This is a genomic window from Chitinophaga sp. 05T412, from assembly GCF_056396465.1.
Window position 1 is genome coordinate 527,268 of record NZ_JBFTLN010000002.1, and the last position, 15,895, is coordinate 543,162.

A 15,895-nucleotide genomic window follows, 5' to 3' on the forward strand; every position below is an offset into this window, starting at 1 on the left:
AAGATCAACATCTAATTCAAAACCAAACAAAGTAAAGGTATGAAATTAAGCCTTCTTGACAAGGAGGGCAGGGCTTACTATTGCCTGTCTTCAAAAATCATCTTTTTTATGCGACTCGCCACTCCGGTATTACTTGCTCTTTTCGTCAGCCTCAGTGCTGCAGCCAGTGCGCAGAACGTTACACTTTCCGAAAAGAACAGTTCACTGTATTCCGTGCTCCGTAAAATACGGACACAAACCGGCTACAACTTCTTCTATGTAAAGGACTACCTGAACACAGCAAAGCCGGTTAACGTAAATCTGTCGAATGCATCATTGGCAGAGGCTTTGAAAGCAGTGTTTGCAGATCAGCCACTGACCTATGCTATAGAAGACAAAGAAATCACCATTAAAAAGAAAGAAAGCCCTGCCACCACTATCAGCAGCTTTGCCGAAGTAACTGGTAGAGTGATGGATGAGGAAGGGCATCCCATACCCTTCGTCAGTGTGGTTATTAAAGGGAGTACTAAAGGTGCTATTTCCGCTACTGACGGTAGTTTCAAATTACAGGTAACCAAAGGGGATATCCTGTTGGTGACCAGTGTAGGATTTGAGCCTAAAGAAATTCCTTACGCCGGCCAGACTACGCTCGATATCACCATGAAAAAATCTACCAGCAGCTTAACAGATGTGGTGGTGATTGGTTATGGTACGGTAACTAAAAAGAACCTKACCGGCGCCGTGGCAACTGTGAAAGGAAAAGATCTGGATGTAAGTACTACTACCTCTTTCCAGTCGGCCCTGCAAGGTAAAGCGGCTGGCGTACAGGTGACACAAGCAACCGGACAACCCGGTGCTGGTGTGAAAGTACAGATCAGAAGTAATCCTTCTTACGCAGATGCAGGTGTATTGTATGTAGTAGACGGAGTTCCTGTGAATGATGCGGCCGACCAGCCTCAACTTAGCGGTGGTGTAGGTGGTGCTAAATATGGTATAGGCGGTGTGGATAAATCTCCCTTAAACTTTATCAACCCAAATGACATTGCATCCATCGAAATATTAAAAGATGCGAGTGCTGCGTCCATCTATGGCGCCAGGGCGGGATCTGGTGTAGTATTAATTACTACGAAAAAAGGTACCACCGGCAAACCCAAAGTGGATTATACCGGCAGCTATGGTATACAAAGGGTAGATAAAATGTACCCTGTATATGGTGCAGCTGACTACATGCTCCAACGGAATTTATTCAGCGAAGAAATGTGGTACCGGCAAGACTCCATTGGTCCTTATTATGGTAACAAAAACATCTCCGATGCTGCGAATCCTTTCATTCCTATCTACTCCAAAGATCAGATTGACGCTGCCCGCAATAATCATGAAAAGGCAACTGATGCCATCACCAGAGCCGGTTTTACTACACAACACAACCTCTCTATTTCTGGCGGTACCGGCAAAACTACTTATTATGCTTCCGGCAACTATTTCGACCAGAAAGGTGTGATCATCGGAACTGATTATAAGCGCTACAATGGCCGTTTGAGCATTGACCAGGCAATTTCCGACAAAATTAAAATAGGTGCCAACGTTATTCTTTCCAATTCTTCCGCCAATAATACCGTTACCGGTGGAGCCAACGAAAATGGCGGTATTATCACAGCGGCTATTTACTGGGCACCTGTACAACCGCTGCAGAATCCAGATGGCAGCTACCCTGTAAATCCATATTATCGCAATATCCCGAATCCGGTGTCATACAGTACTGTTACTGACCTGACTGTTTCAAATCGTGCGTTGAGTAGTGCATATGGAGAATGGACTATTACTCCGGATCTGAAAGCTAATGCCCGTTTTAGCCTGGATAACTCCAACTCCAAGCGGTCATCTTATTTCCCAAAAACCTTTAGTTATGGGGCCACTGTAAATGGCTCCGCAGGTATTGCAGAATCTGATGCTAAATCAAAATTGCTGGAGTATACATTGTCTTATAACAAAACATTATCTCCTAAACACTCTATCAGTGCGGTAGCTGGCTATAGCTACCAGCGTACTGACTGGGAAGGTCTTAATGCATCCAACCAGAATTTCCTGTCAGACATCTCTAAATATTATAGCTTACAGTCTGGCCAGTCCACCACTCCTACAGTTGGTTCCAGCAAATCACAAACTACCTGGGCATCTTATTTTGCAAGAGCCATGTATGTGTTCAATGGTAACATCACCTTGCAGGCTTCTCTTCGCAGAGATGGTTCCTCTGTTTTCGCCGACAACAAGAAATGGGGCTATTTCCCTGGTGTGTCAGCTGGTTGGGTGATCTCAGACGAATCGTTTATGCAAAACCTGAAAGCCTTGTCATTCCTGAAACTGAGAGCAGGATACGGTGAAACCGGTAATAGCTATTTCGGTAAAACCGGTACCATCAGCGACATGGCTGCTGCCTTTCCTCTTTATAACACAAGTCTCAGCCCTTATTTTGGGAATGGAACTATCAACTCTGCACTGGTACTTGCCCGCGATGGCAATCCTAATCTTAGCTGGGAAACTGCAGGAGAGTTTAACCTCGGACTGGACTTTGCATTGTTCAATAACCGGATCAGTGGATCAGTAGATTATTTCAACAAAAACATCCGCAATCTGATTGCGTATGTTAAGTATCCCTCCAACTTCATTATTGACGGTGTTTACAGGAATGCTGGTCAAACCAGATCCACCGGATATGAAATCACATTACAAAGCAGGAACATTATTTCTCCCAGTGGATTCACCTGGTCTACCAATGTCAATTTCTCCCATTATCTCAATTATTGGGTAAAGAGAAGTCCGGAAATGCTGGCGGTTTTGGAAAAATACAAAGCAGCCAGCGGTAGAGATGCCGTATTCAATGGAATATATGGTTATGAATCTACTGGCATTTACAAAGGTGATAAAGCCAATATGCCGTCTTATATGCCCAACATGCTCCCTGGTGGCCTTGTTTTGAAGGATATTCATGGATTTGATGCTTCTGGGAATGTAACAGGACCAGATGGTGCTATCACGGCTGCTGACCAAACTTTATTGGCCAACGGAGACCCGAAATTCAACTTCGGTATCGGAAATACTTTTTCCTATAAAGGTTTTGATCTGAGTATTTTCATGTCAGGATTGGTACAAAAGAAATGGTCTCCTTATGCATCGGGCAGAATACAGGAAAGCACTACCAATAGATTCGGCTTTAATGCTATGCCAATATCTTCCAGTCGCTGGAGCTTCCAGAATCCAACTGGCAATTTCCCTACGTCTCTTACAGATGGATCTTATTCCCAGTTCCAGGATGCTGCCAGCTATTGGTTAGCCGATGCCTCTTTCTTACGTTGCAGAAACATCACCCTGGGCTATGCGCTTCCTGCCAAAATGTTGTCTAAGCAGCATACGTTTTCTGCAGTGCGGTTTTCTTTTGATGTACAGAATCCTTTTACTATCACGAAGTACCCTGGCCTGGACCCGGAACTGGACCCAACCAACTTCTATCCATTAGTGAAAAGTTATGTTTTTGGTGTTAACGTATCCTTCTAACAATTAACAGAGAGAAATCATGAAATGTATATATAACACACTCAAATTAGCGTTGCTGGCCGGTACGGTTACCTTGACCGCATGCGAAAAGGGACTCGATTATAAAAGTTATGGTGACTTATCCACCGTTGTTACTACTCCGGAAGGAGCGGGAGCAAACGTCAATGCCGCTTATACCGGATTAGCAGGTGGAGCTGATTGGCAGGGAGGCTGGGATGCCGGCACTTATGCCTGGCGTACACAAGCCATGATGACAACAGATGAAGGCGTTTGCGCCTGGGGCGGTAACTGGCTGCCACTCCGTGCACTCAACTATACACCGGACTTCGACTGGGTAACGCATAACTATACCCGGTACATGCCATATATTTCGCGGATTACCATCTCCCTGAATGATATTTCGAAACTTACGCTCGATGAAACACTGAAGAAAAGATATCTCGGTGAACTGAAAGGACTGAGAGCCCATTATGCGGAAATGCTGTATTTCAACTATGGTCCCATCACCATTGTTACAGATGCCCAAATAGCGGCAGATCCAAAAGCACCTTATGTTCCAAGACCTACAAGTGCGGAAACAGTAGCCCAAATAGAAAAAGATTTCAAAGATGCTGCTGATGCATTACCAGACAGATTCACCGGACAAGACTATGGCCGCTTCTCCAAAGCTGCTGCGCTTACCGGATTGATGAAATTGTATATGCATGAAAAGAGATGGAATGATGCAGTAACTACTGGTAAAGCAATTACCCAGATGGGGTATTCACTGCAGACGAACTACGAAGATAATTTCAACATCAAAAACAAAGCAGCTGCTTCTACTGAAATAATTCTGGCAGTAGTATGTTCTGCTACCGGTGGAGATCAATACTCCAATATGTGGCTGGCACACTCACTCCCGGGCGACTATATCGATTCAACTGGTATTCCGCTTACCGGATGGGGTGGTTATAAAATGCCATGGTCCAGCTATGATAAATTCGATAAAAGAGATAAACGCTTAAATGTGCTGCTGGAAAGCTACCCGGTAGGTAAAACAGCCGATGGTAAAGTGATCTATAAAAATGCCAGAACAAGCGGAGATATGGGCGCAATACCTATGAAGTTTGGTCCCGATCCATCCAAAGCAAACTCTCAAAACAGTGCAGTAGACTTCCCGATATATCGCTATGCGGATGTACTGTTAATGCTGGCAGAGAGTATCAACGAAGCCAATGGCGCTCCTAATCAGGAAGCTTACGACGCGATTAATGCTGTTAGAAAAAGAGCAGGCTTAACCGGCTTAGATGCTGGCTTATCTAAAAGTCAATTCCTGGCTAAAATACAGGACGAAAGACTGTTTGAATTATGGGGTGAAGGCTGGAGAAAAGATGATCTGATTCGCTGGAATAAGTACATCCAACGTGCCGTAAGTGATGGATCTACCACCGCTCAGGCTTATAAGGTACTGCTGCCTTTACCAAGACTTGTGGTGAACCAGAGCAATGGCATTATCAAGCAAAACGAAGGATATAACTAGTGATTATGAAACAACTGTTTGGTCTGTTTTTATTAATATCATCCAACCTGTGGGCGCAGCAACCAGCTGCGCCCACAAAGTCTGTAAAAGGCTGGGGGAAATCAACATTGGACACAGCGGCGCTTGACATTCCCAGCTCCGCCGCTGTACCGGAAGGCATGAAGCTGTTCTGGCACGATGAATTCAATGATACCCTTTTAGATAGGAGTAAATGGTTTACTACCTATTATTCCAACATTGATTTTCTGAAGAAGGATAACTTGCAGGCCATGCGGGACGACAGTCTTCCGCAGGCGGCTTATACTTTTACGGGACATTCCATTCACCTGTTTACCAACGACTCCCTCCCCGCCAAGGCCTTTTATCCCGGCAGTAACCGGAAAATTTCGTCTATCCAGACATACGATTGGAGAACCAACGAAAACAAGCTCGATAACAGCCGCGGAGGGTATTTTGAGGTAAGAGTGCGTCGAAGCTATACCGGGCGTCCTAAAGGGCTTAATACGGCCTTCTGGTTCGATTCTCCGGGACCGGATCTGAAATACTATCTGCAGGAAGGAACTACTCTGGAGGGAACCACCGGTATCCGGCCCAAAGGACAGGTATTTGAAATAGATGTATTTGAAAACCTGGATGCGCAGTTTGTACTGCATGGGCATGTAGATGACAAAGGTAATTTCGTACATAACCTGGCTACGCATATCGCCGAAGGCTTTACACATGAAAACAACTGGGTGCTGCATGGTATTCTATGGACCCCCAACAGTATCAAACATTACATCAATGGTAAGCTGATCAAGGCTTACACGGATAAACACCAGGTATATTCTCCTAACCACTTCATGAACGTGTTCCTGGGTAGCTATGGCGCCGGAGGATCAGTAGACATGGAAGTAGATTACATCCGCGGTTATCAATGGCCGCTGGAAGGGGGGAATGAATTGCCCAATCCGGGCTTTGAGGCCAACCTGCAGGGATTGCCCTGGGAAGGTAATGTGACGCTTTCTACTGATATCAAACGAAGCGGCAAACAGGCCTTATTACTGGCGCCTGGTCAGGAGATCATGCAATATGTATATCTGAGCAATGAGAGGCCTTATGAGCTCACCTATTGGGCGAACGGAAAGAGCAGCCTGTATGCGGCTGTTGATAACGTGAAGTTGGTTACGGGAGATATAGAAAAAGCGGTGGCACAAACTACTGCGGGTGGTGAATCATTTGGTCGCCATGCCATGCGCTTCCGTACAGGTAAAGAGTATGGCGATAATATGAAAACGGTGCGTATTTACTTTAAGAATACAGGAAAGAGTAATATCGTGATAGATGATGTTACCCTCATGAAAACAGGCAAATAAGCGATTGGCTATAAAACGGAAAGAGGGTGTCATGTTGAATGACACCCTCTTTTTTCGTATCGTAAGATATAAGATTACTCAGCAGATTTTTCTTCTGTTGCAGTATCAGCAGCTTTAGTTTCAGTTGCTTCATCTGCTTTCTTCTTAGCACCACCGGCACGACGGGTTTTCTTAGCAGCAGCTTTTTCTTCTGATTTACCGTAGATTTCGTTGAAGTCTACCAGTTCAATCAGGGCAACTTCTGCGTTATCCCCATGACGTTTACCCAGTTTAATGATACGGGTGTAACCACCAGGACGGGTAGCTATTTTCTCACTGATCGTACCGAACAGTTCCTTGATAGCTTCTTTATCCTGCAGGTAGCTGAACACAATTCTACGGTTGTGGGTAGAATCGTTTTTACCTCTTGTCAGCAGCGGCTCAACATACACACGCAGAGCTTTCGCTTTAGCGAGGGTAGTGGTGATACGTTTGTGGCTGATCAGTTCGCAAGCCAGATTGGACATCAGGGCTTTACGGTGGGAAGCAGTTCTGCTTAATTTGTTTAATTTAACTCCGTGACGCATGACATTTGTTTTTTACCCTTACACCGTGTCAGGAATTGTAAGGTCTGTTTAAATATAAGCTGATAGCGGTTGGCTATTAGCCGTTGATATAAAAATTTTTAGCCTTTAATCCCTGGCCGGTTGGCGTAGGACTAAAGGCTAAAAGTTATTTGAACTATTCTTCTTCTAATTTCAGTTTAGACAGATCCATACCGAAGTGCAGACCTCTTTCGCCTAATACCTGTTCAATTTCGCTGAGTGATTTCTGGCCGAAGTTTCTGAACTTCATCAGTTCTTCCTGTTCGTATTGTACCAGTTCGCTGAGGGAATTGATTTTAGCTGCTTTCAGACAGTTGAATGCACGTACGCTCAGATCGAGATCTTCGAGAGGTGTTTTCAGTATCTTACGCAGTTGCAGTGTTTGTTCGTCTACTACATCTTCTTTTTCAGTGTCTTTAGTATCAAAGCTGATGTTTTCATCAGTAATGATCATCAGGTGCTGAATGAGGATGCGGGAAGCTTGCTTCACTGCTTCTTCCGGATGGATAGTACCGTCTGTGATCACCTCCATTACGAGTTTCTCATAGTCAGTTTTTTGCTCCACACGGGTATTTTCTATGCTATACTTTACGTTTTTGATAGGCGTAAAGATAGAGTCGATTGCGATGTAGCCAAATACAGCATCTTTGGGTTTATTTTCCTCAGCTGGAACATAACCACGGCCTTTACCGATAGTCAGTTCGATATCCAGCTTGGCAGAAGGGTCCAGGGTGCAGATTAACAGCTCAGGGTTCATGATCTGGAAAGCACTGGTGGCTTTTTCGATCATGTCTGCGCGGAATTCTGTTTTACCTTTGATGGACAGTGTGATCTTTTCGTTCGTTACATCACTTTCAGAGATTCTTTTGAAACGTACTTGTTTCAGGTTCAAAATGATCTCAGTAACGTCTTCAGTAACACCTTTCAGCGTAGCGAACTCGTGATCTGCTCCTTCAATTTTAATACCCACAATGGCATAGCCCTCCAAAGAAGACAACAGTACGCGACGTAACGCATTACCGACTGTCACAGCATAACCTGGTTCTAATGGACGGAATTCGAATTGAGCTTCAAAGTCGGTAGACTTCTGCAATACGATCTTATCAGGTTTCTGGAAATTTAAAATTGCCATTGATGTGATAGATTTATTTGTTAAATATGAGGTTAGTCCATGACCTTTGGGCCATGGACTAATTATTTATTACTTAGAGTACAATTCTACGATCAGTTGTTCCTTGATATTTTCAGGAACGCTCTCTCTCTCAGGATAAGCAATGAATATACCTTTCATTTCTTTTTCATTCCAATCCAACCAGCTGAACTTTGGATTTTTTCCACGGATAACGCTGGTCAGTGCAGAATTGTTTGCAGTTTTATTTTTCAGGCTGATTACATCTCCTGGTTTCAGTTGGAAAGAAGGAGTGTTTACCACATGACCGTTAACAGTAACGTGTTTGTGAGAAACCAGCTGACGTGCAGCAGGACGGGAAGGAGCGATACCCAGACGGAAAACAGTGTTATCCAGACGGGCTTCGAGCAATTTGATCAATACTTCACCGGCAACACCTTTTCTACGGGTAGCTTCGTCGAACAGGTTACGGAACTGACGCTCCAGCAAACCGTAAGTGTACTTTGCTTTTTGTTTTTCTCTCAGCTGCAGTGCGTATTCGCCTAATTGTTTGCGTTTACGGTTTGCACCATGCTGACCCGGAGGGTTGCTATTCTTACTTAAATATTTACCATTACCGAGAATGGGTTCACCAAAAATTCTGGAAATTTTGGTCTTTGGTCCTGTGTACCTTGCCATGTTTTAAATATACTTTAGATTTTTTAGTTAATGATGTATGCTCTTCAAAAAATCTGAAAACCTGATCATACACCCATTTATTAATAATAAATCACAATGTCCAGAAACCAAACTTCGGTTGAAATTTGGTATCTGGATATTGTAAATATATATTACTATACTCTTCTCTTCTTAGGAGGACGGCAACCGTTGTGAGGTAAAGGCGTAACGTCTTTAATCATGTTCACTTCGATTCCAGAGTTGGCGATAGCACGGATAGCGCTTTCGCGACCAGCTCCAGGGCCTTTCACAAAAACATCTGCTCTTTTCAGACCTGAGTCCATAGCTACTTTAGCAGCATCTTGAGCAGCCAGCTGAGCTGCATATGGAGTGTTCTTTTTAGAACCTCTGAAGCCCATTTTACCAGCAGAAGACCAGGAAATAACCTGACCATGCTTGTTGGTGATGCTAACAATGATGTTGTTAAAGCTAGCAGAGATATGAACATCTCCGTAGTTATCTACTTTTACTACCCTCTTTTTACTAGCAGCAGTTTTTGAATTATTTGCTTTTGCCATAATGATTTAAATTCCAAATATGAAATTCCAGATCCCAAATTTACACGACTCACGGTCATTGAAACCCCTCGATTCGGAATTGGGATTTCAACCTGGGATTTTATTTATTATTTCTTAGTTGCTTTTTTCTTACCAGCCACTGTCTTACGCTTACCTTTACGGGTACGGCTGTTAGTACGTGTACGCTGACCTCTTACCGGTAAGCCTTTCCTGTGACGCAGACCGCGGTAGCAAGCGATATCCAGCAAGCGCTTGATATTCATTTGTACTTCGGAACGCAATTGACCCTCTACCTTAAACTCACCGTTGATTATGTTACGGATGGCAGCTTGTTCATCGTCATTCCATTCCCGCACTTTTTTATTGAAGTCAATTTCCGCCTTGTCCAGGATATATTGGGCGGTAGAACGGCCTATACCAAAGATATAGGTGAGGCCAATTTCTCCTCTTTTATTTTTAGGAAGATCTATACCGGCTATACGTGCCATATTTCTATTTTAGATTTTATGATTCTGATTAAAAAACCAAATTCCGTTATGGGAACCGATTAACCCTGGCGTTGTTTAAAACGAGGATTCTTTTTGTTGATTACCAACAAAACTCCTTTTCTACGAACTATTTTACAATCCGCACTTCTTTTTTTGATTGCAGCTCTTACCTTCATGATTAATACTTTATAAAAGGTTATGATATTTATTAAATTATTCTCCCAATCACCTCAACCCGTTCCGGCTTATTTGTACCTGAATATTATACGGCCTCTTGACAAATCGTATGGGCTCATCTCTACGCCAACCTTATCTCCTGGCAGAATGCGGATGTAGTGCATTCTCATTTTTCCAGAAATGGTGGCCAGGATCTCATGCCCGTTTTCCAACTTTACACGGAACATAGCGTTCGACAAGGCTTCTAATATAATTCCATCCTGTTTAATGAGTGCCTGTTTTGCCATAAAAATTTTTAGGACTGCAAAGATAGCATTTATCTTTTGAAATAGAAAAATTTACCCTTATTTTTATTATTATTGCCAGTTTTTGTGTTAAATCCTGTCTGACTGATCGTTTAAACGCGCTTATTTTAGACAATTGCAAATGCTGAAATCAATAATTTGAGTTCAATGCAGGATTGTTCTTCTCTTCTTTTTCTATATCCACATAGGTAGATAACACATCTGCCTTGCCCTTACCAACAGCTACGGTATGCTCGAAGTGTACAGAAGGACTACCATCGCGGGTAGCTACTGTCCAGCCATCTTCCAGGTATTCTACATCTTTGGAGCGGAGATTGATCATTGGCTCAATGGCAATCACCAGGCCTTCTTTCATGACCGGTCCACTGCCTCTTTTACCATAGTTAGGTACCTGTGGGTCCTCATGCAGGTTACGGCCGAGACCATGTCCTACTAGCTCCCTTACAACCCCATAGCCACGTTCCTTTTCGGTGTATTCCTGTATGGCGTAGGAAATATCTCCTACCCTGTTCCCTATAATCGCTTTTTCGATGCCTTTGTAAAGGGCTGCTTTGGTAGCAGTCATCAGTCGGAGCACATTTTCAGGAACATTACCAATCGCAAATGTATAGGCACTGTCAGAATGATAACCATTCATATAAACACCCACATCTACTGTCAGGATATCACCATCTTTCAGTACGTAGTCATTAGGAATACCATGCACTACCTCTTCATTCACAGAAATACAACAGGCGTTTGGAAATCCTTTGTAATTTTTGAAAGAAGGGGTTCCACCGTTTTCCACGATAAACTTATCTGCAATAGCGTCAACTTCCAGCGTGCTCATCCCTGGTTTCAGGTTTTTGGCCACTTCAGCCAATGCAGCACTCAGGAGCAAAGCACTTTTGCGCATCAGCTCTATTTCTTCCTTCGTCTTATAGTGAATCATACGTTGAGCTTTTAGCATTTAGCGGTTAACCATTCAACTAACAGCTATTTGCTACTAATAATCAGACTTCAGCCATCGTCTGCGGGTTAAAACTGACAGCGAGCTGTTAAGAATCAACCCCTTAGCCATCATGCCTGGCTAAAAGCGATGGCCAATAGCTAACGGCTGTTAAATAATATAGCCACTAAAGCGTAGAAGCTTCTGTGGCTATTTTATTGTTATTATAACACTTTCGTGTTCAAATACTTATGCATTAGCCGGCGCAGTTCTGCCTTTGATTCGGCCGGTGCTCATCAAACCATCGTAGTGACGCATGAGGAGCTGGCTTTCAATCTGTTGCAATGTATCCAGGATAACACCTACCATGATCAGCAGAGACGTACCACCGAAGAAGGTAGCAAAGTTGCTGTTGATCTTGAAGGCAGCAGCCACACCTGGGAGGATACCTACCAATGCCAGGAAGAATGCACCAGGCAATGTGATACGATCCATTACCGCACCGATGTAATCAGCGGTAGCTTTACCAGGTTTAATACCCGGAATGAAACCGTTGTTACGTTTCATTTCATCCGCCATTTGGGTTGGATTGAAAATCAACGCTGTGTAGAAGTAAGTAAATACGATTACCAGTACTGCGTAGATCAGGTTATACCAGCCGTTAGTGTGGTCACTAAAGATGCGGATAAAGCCGGAAGCACTTTCAGAAGAAGTAGCAAAGCCTATCGCAGTAGCCGGGATAAACATGATTGCCTGGGCAAAGATGATAGGCATTACACCAGCTGCATTCACTTTCAGTGGAATGAACTGACGTACACCACCATATTGTTTATTGCCTACAATACGTTTTGCGTAGTTTACCGGTATTTTTCTTGTACCCTGTACCAGGAGGATCAGACCAACGGTAATCAGGATGAAGATTGCAATTTCAATGAGGAACAGGATCGGGCCACCCGCTTCACCTGCCACCTTACTGGAGAATTCTGCGACCAGTGCCTGTGGCAAACGGGCGAGGATACCCATCATGATGATGATGGAAGTACCATTACCAATACCTTTATCTGTGATCTTTTCACCGAGCCACATTACGAACAGGGTACCTGCTGTAAGTACAACGGTGGTAGAGAGCCAGAAGAAAAAGGAGCCATACTCAGGGATAATAGCGCCACCGGATTGATTACGCAGATAGGCTACGTAAGCGCTCGCCTGGAAACCTGTTACTATTACTGTGAGATAACGGGTATACTGGTTAATCTTTTTACGGCCGCTTTCACCTTCTTTCTGCAGTTTCTGAAAATAAGGAACTGCTATCGTTAATAACTGAATAGCAATTGATGCAGAGATGTAGGGCATAATACCCAATGCAAATATGGAGGCCCTTGAAAACGATCCGCCCGCAAACATGTTCACCAAACCTAAGATACCCTGATTAGAATTTTTCTCAAAGTTGGTCAGCGCGTTTGCATCAATGCCAGGCAAAGCGATATAGGATCCTACACGGTAGATGAGGACCAGGAGCAGGGTGGTCAGGATGCGGTTACGCAAATCCTCAATACTCCAAATATTCTTAATCGTTTCGATAAATTTCTTCACAGGAAGATAAAGGTTTAATAGCGCTATTAAATATGAAAAGACGCACTACTCCGTAGGCGTCTCCTCAGTCGTAAAGTCTTATACCAGTTCTACTGTTCCACCTGCTGTTTCGATGGCCTGTTTAGCTTTTTCGCTGATAGCGTTCACTTTAACAGTAACCTTGGTTTTGATTTCTCCGTTAGCGAGGATCTTAACTTTAGCTGTTCTGTTAATCAGACCGTTCATGAACAGGTTTTCCAGATTGAACTCCTGGAGACCGTATTTCTCAACTAATTGATCAATTTGGCCCAGGTTGAAGATTTTGTACTCTTCACGGTTATTATTGATGAAACCGCGTTTAGGCATACGGCGTTGGATCGGCATCTGGCCACCTTCGAAGCCTCTTTTGCTCGAGTAACCAGCACGTTGCTGGATACCTTTGTTACCTTTTGTAGAGGTACCACCTTTACCGGAAGCCTCACCACGTCCAAGACGTTTTTCTTTATGTACAGCGCCTTGTGCAGGCTGTAATGAATGCAGATTCATGTTTAATTGTTTTACTTGCGCGGAAATTAACCGCTCGCTTATTCTAAAATAAAAATGGTAAAGTTACAAATGTAAAGGTAAGATTATCAACAGACAATCCCACAGCAGTGTTACTTAAATTAAGCGTTTACTGTTTCTACCGATACGAGGTGATTCACTTTACGGACCATACCCAGGATCTGAGGAGTTGCTTCTACTTCAACAGTAGCGTGCATCTTAGTCAGGCCGAGTGCCTTCAAGGTCAGTTTCTGCCTCTCAGGACGGTCAATACCACTTTTCACTTGAGTGATCTTAATCTTTGCCATAAACCCCTATCCGCTTTTAAGGCGGAGTAATTTAATTGTTAATGAATTATTTTCAAAATTTCCACGGAGGAAAAAAGTACCAATGCTCTCCGGAGAGAGCCGGCGATTAATTATCCGTTGAAAACTTTCTTCAGGGCAACGCCTCTGGTTTTAGCGATGCTGATAGGCTCACGCAGCAGACCCAGTGCTTTGAAGGTAGCTTTTACCACGTTGTGTGGGTTAGCAGAACCTAAAGACTTAGCCAATACGTCAGTTACACCAGCGCTTTCCAGCACTGCACGCATAGAACCTCCCGCGATCACACCAGTACCATGAGCAGCTGGTTTGATTAACACTTTGGCAGCGCCTTCTTTAGCAAACTGATCGTGAGGAATGGTACCGTGCATTACCGGAACCTTGATCAGGTTCTTTTTTGCATCGTCTATACCTTTGGTGATCGCTTGCTGTACTTCTTTCGCTTTACCAAGACCGTGACCAACAACACCGTTTTCGTTACCTACTACTACCAGTGCGGAGAAACTAAATGTACGACCGCCTTTTGTGGTTTTAGTAACACGGTTGATCGCCACCACTTTTTCTTTCAGCTCCAGATCACCAGCCTTTACTTTATTGAATGAATTCTTTGCCATTTTATTTTATAAGAATTACTTGTTCAGAATTATAAGATTCGGACCTCGTGATTAAAACTGAAGACCGCCTTCTCTTGCTCCGTCAGCTACGCTTTTAACGCGGCCATGATATAAATAACCACTTCTGTCGAAAATGCAGGTGGTCAGACCCAGTGCCAGTGCTTTAACAGCCAGCGCTTTTCCTACCAGTACAGATTTTTCAGATTTGGTTCCTTGCTGGGCTTTGATATCCTTATCACGGGAAGAAGCTGAAGCCAGGGTAGTGCCATTGGTATCATCTATCAATTGCACATAGATATCGCTGTTGCTACGAAATACAGATAATCTCGGTGCTTTTGCAGTACCGGAGATTTTCTTGCGGATGCGGTAGCGGATTTTCTGTCTCCTGTTAACTTTTGTGCTCATTTTGAGTTTTATTTTATTACCCCGATGCTGCCGGGATATCTGTTAAAATCGGCTAACCAGCTTAAAAAGCTGATTAGCCAATTAAAAATTTTATTTACCAGCTGACTTACCAGCTTTCTTACGTACCACTTCATCACTGTAGCGAACACCTTTACCTTTGTAAGGCTCTGGTTTACGCAGGCTACGGATTTTAGCAGCCACCTGACCCAGCAATTGATTATCGATACCTTCCAGCATGATCTTAGGGTTCTGACCTTTTTCAGTCAGTGTAGCTACCTTCAGTTCTTTTGGAATTTCGAAGATGATATTGTGAGAATAACCTAAAGCGAGATCGAGCAACTGACCATTGTTTGCGGCTTTATAACCAACACCCACCAGTTCCAGTTGTTTCTTGAAGCCATCAGTTACACCAGTAACCATGTTTGCCAGCAAAGCGCGGTATAAACCGTGCAGTGCTTTGTGACGGATCTGTTCAGTAGGGCGGATGATAGTCAACACGCCATCCTTCACTTCCACTTTCATATCCCTGTCGATGTTCCTTTTCAGTTCACCTTTAGGGCCTTTTACGGTTACTTCATTGGTAGCAGATACAGTAACTGTAACGCCGCTAGCCAACTTGATAGGACTTTTACCTATACGAGACATAACTTTAATTTAAAAAGTTGTTTGATATTATTGTACCGGTTATCCGTGTTCAGCGCCGTATAGAGAGCTTAATTGTCAGATAACTTAAGTGATTGACTGGTTGAGCAACAACCAATCAATCAATATATTAATATACGTAGCAAACTACTTCGCCACCTACGTTTTGAGCTTTTGCTTCTTTATCGGTCATTACACCTTTAGAAGTAGAGATGATCGCCACGCCTAAACCGTTTTTCACACGTCTAAACTCTTCTGGTTTAGCATACTGACGCAGACCTGGACGGCTAATACGTTGTATTTCTTTGATAGCGGGCTCTTTGGAGATTGGATCGTATTTCAAAGCGATTTTGATAACGCCTTGTTTGTTATCCTCTTCGAATTTGTACTTCAGGATATAACCTTTATCGTACAGAATTTCTGTAATGCGTTTTTTCAGCTTAGAAGCCGGAATTTCCACAATCCTGTGKGTGGCCATTTGCGCGTTCCGGATACGTGTCAGGAAGTCTGCTATTGGATCAGTAACCATTGTTGAAATAGTTTGA

General features: G+C 43.5%; 18 protein-coding genes. 3 read left to right on the forward strand and 15 right to left on the reverse strand.

What is annotated here, in order from left to right:
- Nucleotides 1-39 precede the first annotated feature (39 nt).
- The 3 genes from AC1DFM_RS05795 to AC1DFM_RS05805 are packed head-to-tail and all read left to right on the forward strand — an operon-like array spanning nucleotide 40 to nucleotide 6,405.
- Nucleotides 40-3,531 carry a TonB-dependent receptor gene (locus AC1DFM_RS05795; RefSeq protein WP_477075770.1) on the forward strand — a complete coding sequence of 1,164 codons (3,492 nt, stop codon included), beginning with the start codon at nucleotides 40-42 and terminating at the stop codon, nucleotides 3,529-3,531.
- Between the two features lie 19 nt (nucleotides 3,532-3,550).
- Nucleotides 3,551-5,050, forward strand: a complete 1,500-nt coding sequence (locus AC1DFM_RS05800; protein WP_477075771.1) for a RagB/SusD family nutrient uptake outer membrane protein — start codon at nucleotides 3,551-3,553, stop codon at nucleotides 5,048-5,050.
- Between the two features lie 5 nt (nucleotides 5,051-5,055).
- On the forward strand, nucleotides 5,056-6,405 hold the full coding sequence (locus AC1DFM_RS05805; RefSeq protein WP_477075772.1) for a glycoside hydrolase family 16 protein: 1,350 nt from the start codon (nucleotides 5,056-5,058) through the stop codon (nucleotides 6,403-6,405).
- Between the two features lie 74 nt (nucleotides 6,406-6,479).
- Here the strand turns inward: AC1DFM_RS05805 and rplQ are convergent, their stop codons facing one another.
- The 15 genes from rplQ to rpsH form a co-directional block, all read right to left on the reverse strand.
- A complete protein-coding gene (rplQ, locus tag AC1DFM_RS05810) occupies nucleotides 6,480-6,971 on the reverse strand; it encodes a 50S ribosomal protein L17 (RefSeq protein WP_477075773.1) in 492 nt (163 codons plus the stop codon).
- A gap of 154 nt (nucleotides 6,972-7,125) precedes the next feature.
- A complete protein-coding gene (locus AC1DFM_RS05815) occupies nucleotides 7,126-8,121 on the reverse strand; it encodes a DNA-directed RNA polymerase subunit alpha (protein ID WP_079470750.1) in 996 nt (331 codons plus the stop codon).
- Between the two features lie 69 nt (nucleotides 8,122-8,190).
- Nucleotides 8,191-8,796 (reverse strand): 30S ribosomal protein S4, encoded by a 606-nt coding sequence (gene rpsD, locus AC1DFM_RS05820; protein WP_477075774.1) that lies wholly within the window; start codon nucleotides 8,794-8,796, stop codon nucleotides 8,191-8,193.
- 155 nt (nucleotides 8,797-8,951) lie between these two features.
- On the reverse strand, nucleotides 8,952-9,353 hold the full coding sequence (gene rpsK / locus AC1DFM_RS05825; RefSeq protein ID WP_291917657.1) for a 30S ribosomal protein S11: 402 nt from the start codon (nucleotides 9,351-9,353) through the stop codon (nucleotides 8,952-8,954).
- Nucleotides 9,354-9,460: 107 nt separating this feature from the next.
- A complete protein-coding gene (rpsM, locus tag AC1DFM_RS05830; RefSeq protein ID WP_477075775.1) occupies nucleotides 9,461-9,841 on the reverse strand; it encodes a 30S ribosomal protein S13 in 381 nt (126 codons plus the stop codon).
- 59 nt (nucleotides 9,842-9,900) lie between these two features.
- Complete coding sequence (gene rpmJ, locus AC1DFM_RS05835) at nucleotides 9,901-10,017, reverse strand: 50S ribosomal protein L36 (RefSeq protein WP_073083232.1); 117 nt, start codon at nucleotides 10,015-10,017, stop codon at nucleotides 9,901-9,903.
- A 69-nt stretch (nucleotides 10,018-10,086) separates the two neighbouring features.
- Complete coding sequence (infA, locus tag AC1DFM_RS05840; protein WP_012789309.1) at nucleotides 10,087-10,305, reverse strand: translation initiation factor IF-1; 219 nt, start codon at nucleotides 10,303-10,305, stop codon at nucleotides 10,087-10,089.
- 148 nt (nucleotides 10,306-10,453) lie between these two features.
- Entirely contained in the window at nucleotides 10,454-11,254 is an 801-nt protein-coding gene (map, locus tag AC1DFM_RS05845) for a type I methionyl aminopeptidase (RefSeq protein ID WP_477075776.1), read from the reverse strand.
- Between the two features lie 246 nt (nucleotides 11,255-11,500).
- On the reverse strand, nucleotides 11,501-12,844 hold the full coding sequence (gene secY, locus AC1DFM_RS05850) for a preprotein translocase subunit SecY (protein WP_291917667.1): 1,344 nt from the start codon (nucleotides 12,842-12,844) through the stop codon (nucleotides 11,501-11,503).
- A 78-nt stretch (nucleotides 12,845-12,922) separates the two neighbouring features.
- A complete protein-coding gene (rplO, locus tag AC1DFM_RS05855; RefSeq protein WP_477075777.1) occupies nucleotides 12,923-13,369 on the reverse strand; it encodes a 50S ribosomal protein L15 in 447 nt (148 codons plus the stop codon).
- Between the two features lie 119 nt (nucleotides 13,370-13,488).
- Nucleotides 13,489-13,674: a 50S ribosomal protein L30 gene (gene rpmD, locus AC1DFM_RS05860; protein WP_291917673.1), complete on the reverse strand. Its 186-nt coding sequence runs from the start codon at nucleotides 13,672-13,674 to the stop codon at nucleotides 13,489-13,491.
- Between the two features lie 110 nt (nucleotides 13,675-13,784).
- Nucleotides 13,785-14,303, reverse strand: a complete 519-nt coding sequence (gene rpsE / locus AC1DFM_RS05865; RefSeq protein WP_291917675.1) for a 30S ribosomal protein S5 — start codon at nucleotides 14,301-14,303, stop codon at nucleotides 13,785-13,787.
- A 51-nt stretch (nucleotides 14,304-14,354) separates the two neighbouring features.
- Nucleotides 14,355-14,708, reverse strand: coding sequence for a 50S ribosomal protein L18 (gene rplR / locus AC1DFM_RS05870; protein ID WP_477075778.1), 354 nt, complete (start codon nucleotides 14,706-14,708; stop codon nucleotides 14,355-14,357).
- A 90-nt stretch (nucleotides 14,709-14,798) separates the two neighbouring features.
- Entirely contained in the window at nucleotides 14,799-15,353 is a 555-nt protein-coding gene (gene rplF, locus AC1DFM_RS05875; RefSeq protein WP_291917681.1) for a 50S ribosomal protein L6, read from the reverse strand.
- 127 nt (nucleotides 15,354-15,480) lie between these two features.
- The gene (rpsH, locus tag AC1DFM_RS05880) at nucleotides 15,481-15,879 is read right to left on the reverse strand and encodes a 30S ribosomal protein S8 (protein WP_477075779.1); all 399 of its coding nucleotides are present in this window, start codon (nucleotides 15,877-15,879) and stop codon (nucleotides 15,481-15,483) included.
- Nucleotides 15,880-15,895 lie beyond the last annotated feature (16 nt).

Bases quoted from the DNA above. Each gene is read 5' to 3' on its own strand.
- map (WP_477075776.1), bottom strand. From the start codon at position 11,254: ATGATTCACTATAAGACGAAGGAAGAAATAGAGCTGATGCGCAAAAGT.
- rpsD (WP_477075774.1), bottom strand. From the start codon at position 8,796: ATGGCAAGGTACACAGGACCAAAGACCAAAATTTCCAGAATTTTTGGT.
- rpsK (WP_291917657.1), bottom strand. From the start codon at position 9,353: ATGGCAAAAGCAAATAATTCAAAAACTGCTGCTAGTAAAAAGAGGGTA.
- AC1DFM_RS05800 (WP_477075771.1), top strand. From the start codon at position 3,551: ATGAAATGTATATATAACACACTCAAATTAGCGTTGCTGGCCGGTACG.
- AC1DFM_RS05815 (WP_079470750.1), bottom strand. From the start codon at position 8,121: ATGGCAATTTTAAATTTCCAGAAACCTGATAAGATCGTATTGCAGAAG.
- rpmJ (WP_073083232.1), bottom strand. From the start codon at position 10,017: ATGAAGGTAAGAGCTGCAATCAAAAAAAGAAGTGCGGATTGTAAAATA.
- rplR (WP_477075778.1), bottom strand. From the start codon at position 14,708: ATGAGCACAAAAGTTAACAGGAGACAGAAAATCCGCTACCGCATCCGC.
- AC1DFM_RS05805 (WP_477075772.1), top strand. From the start codon at position 5,056: ATGAAACAACTGTTTGGTCTGTTTTTATTAATATCATCCAACCTGTGG.
- rplQ (WP_477075773.1), bottom strand. From the start codon at position 6,971: ATGCGTCACGGAGTTAAATTAAACAAATTAAGCAGAACTGCTTCCCAC.
- rpsE (WP_291917675.1), bottom strand. From the start codon at position 14,303: ATGGCAAAGAATTCATTCAATAAAGTAAAGGCTGGTGATCTGGAGCTG.
- rplO (WP_477075777.1), bottom strand. From the start codon at position 13,369: ATGAATCTGCATTCATTACAGCCTGCACAAGGCGCTGTACATAAAGAA.
- rpsM (WP_477075775.1), bottom strand. From the start codon at position 9,841: ATGGCACGTATAGCCGGTATAGATCTTCCTAAAAATAAAAGAGGAGAA.
- infA (WP_012789309.1), bottom strand. From the start codon at position 10,305: ATGGCAAAACAGGCACTCATTAAACAGGATGGAATTATATTAGAAGCC.
- rplF (WP_291917681.1), bottom strand. From the start codon at position 15,353: ATGTCTCGTATAGGTAAAAGTCCTATCAAGTTGGCTAGCGGCGTTACA.
- rpmD (WP_291917673.1), bottom strand. From the start codon at position 13,674: ATGGCAAAGATTAAGATCACTCAAGTGAAAAGTGGTATTGACCGTCCT.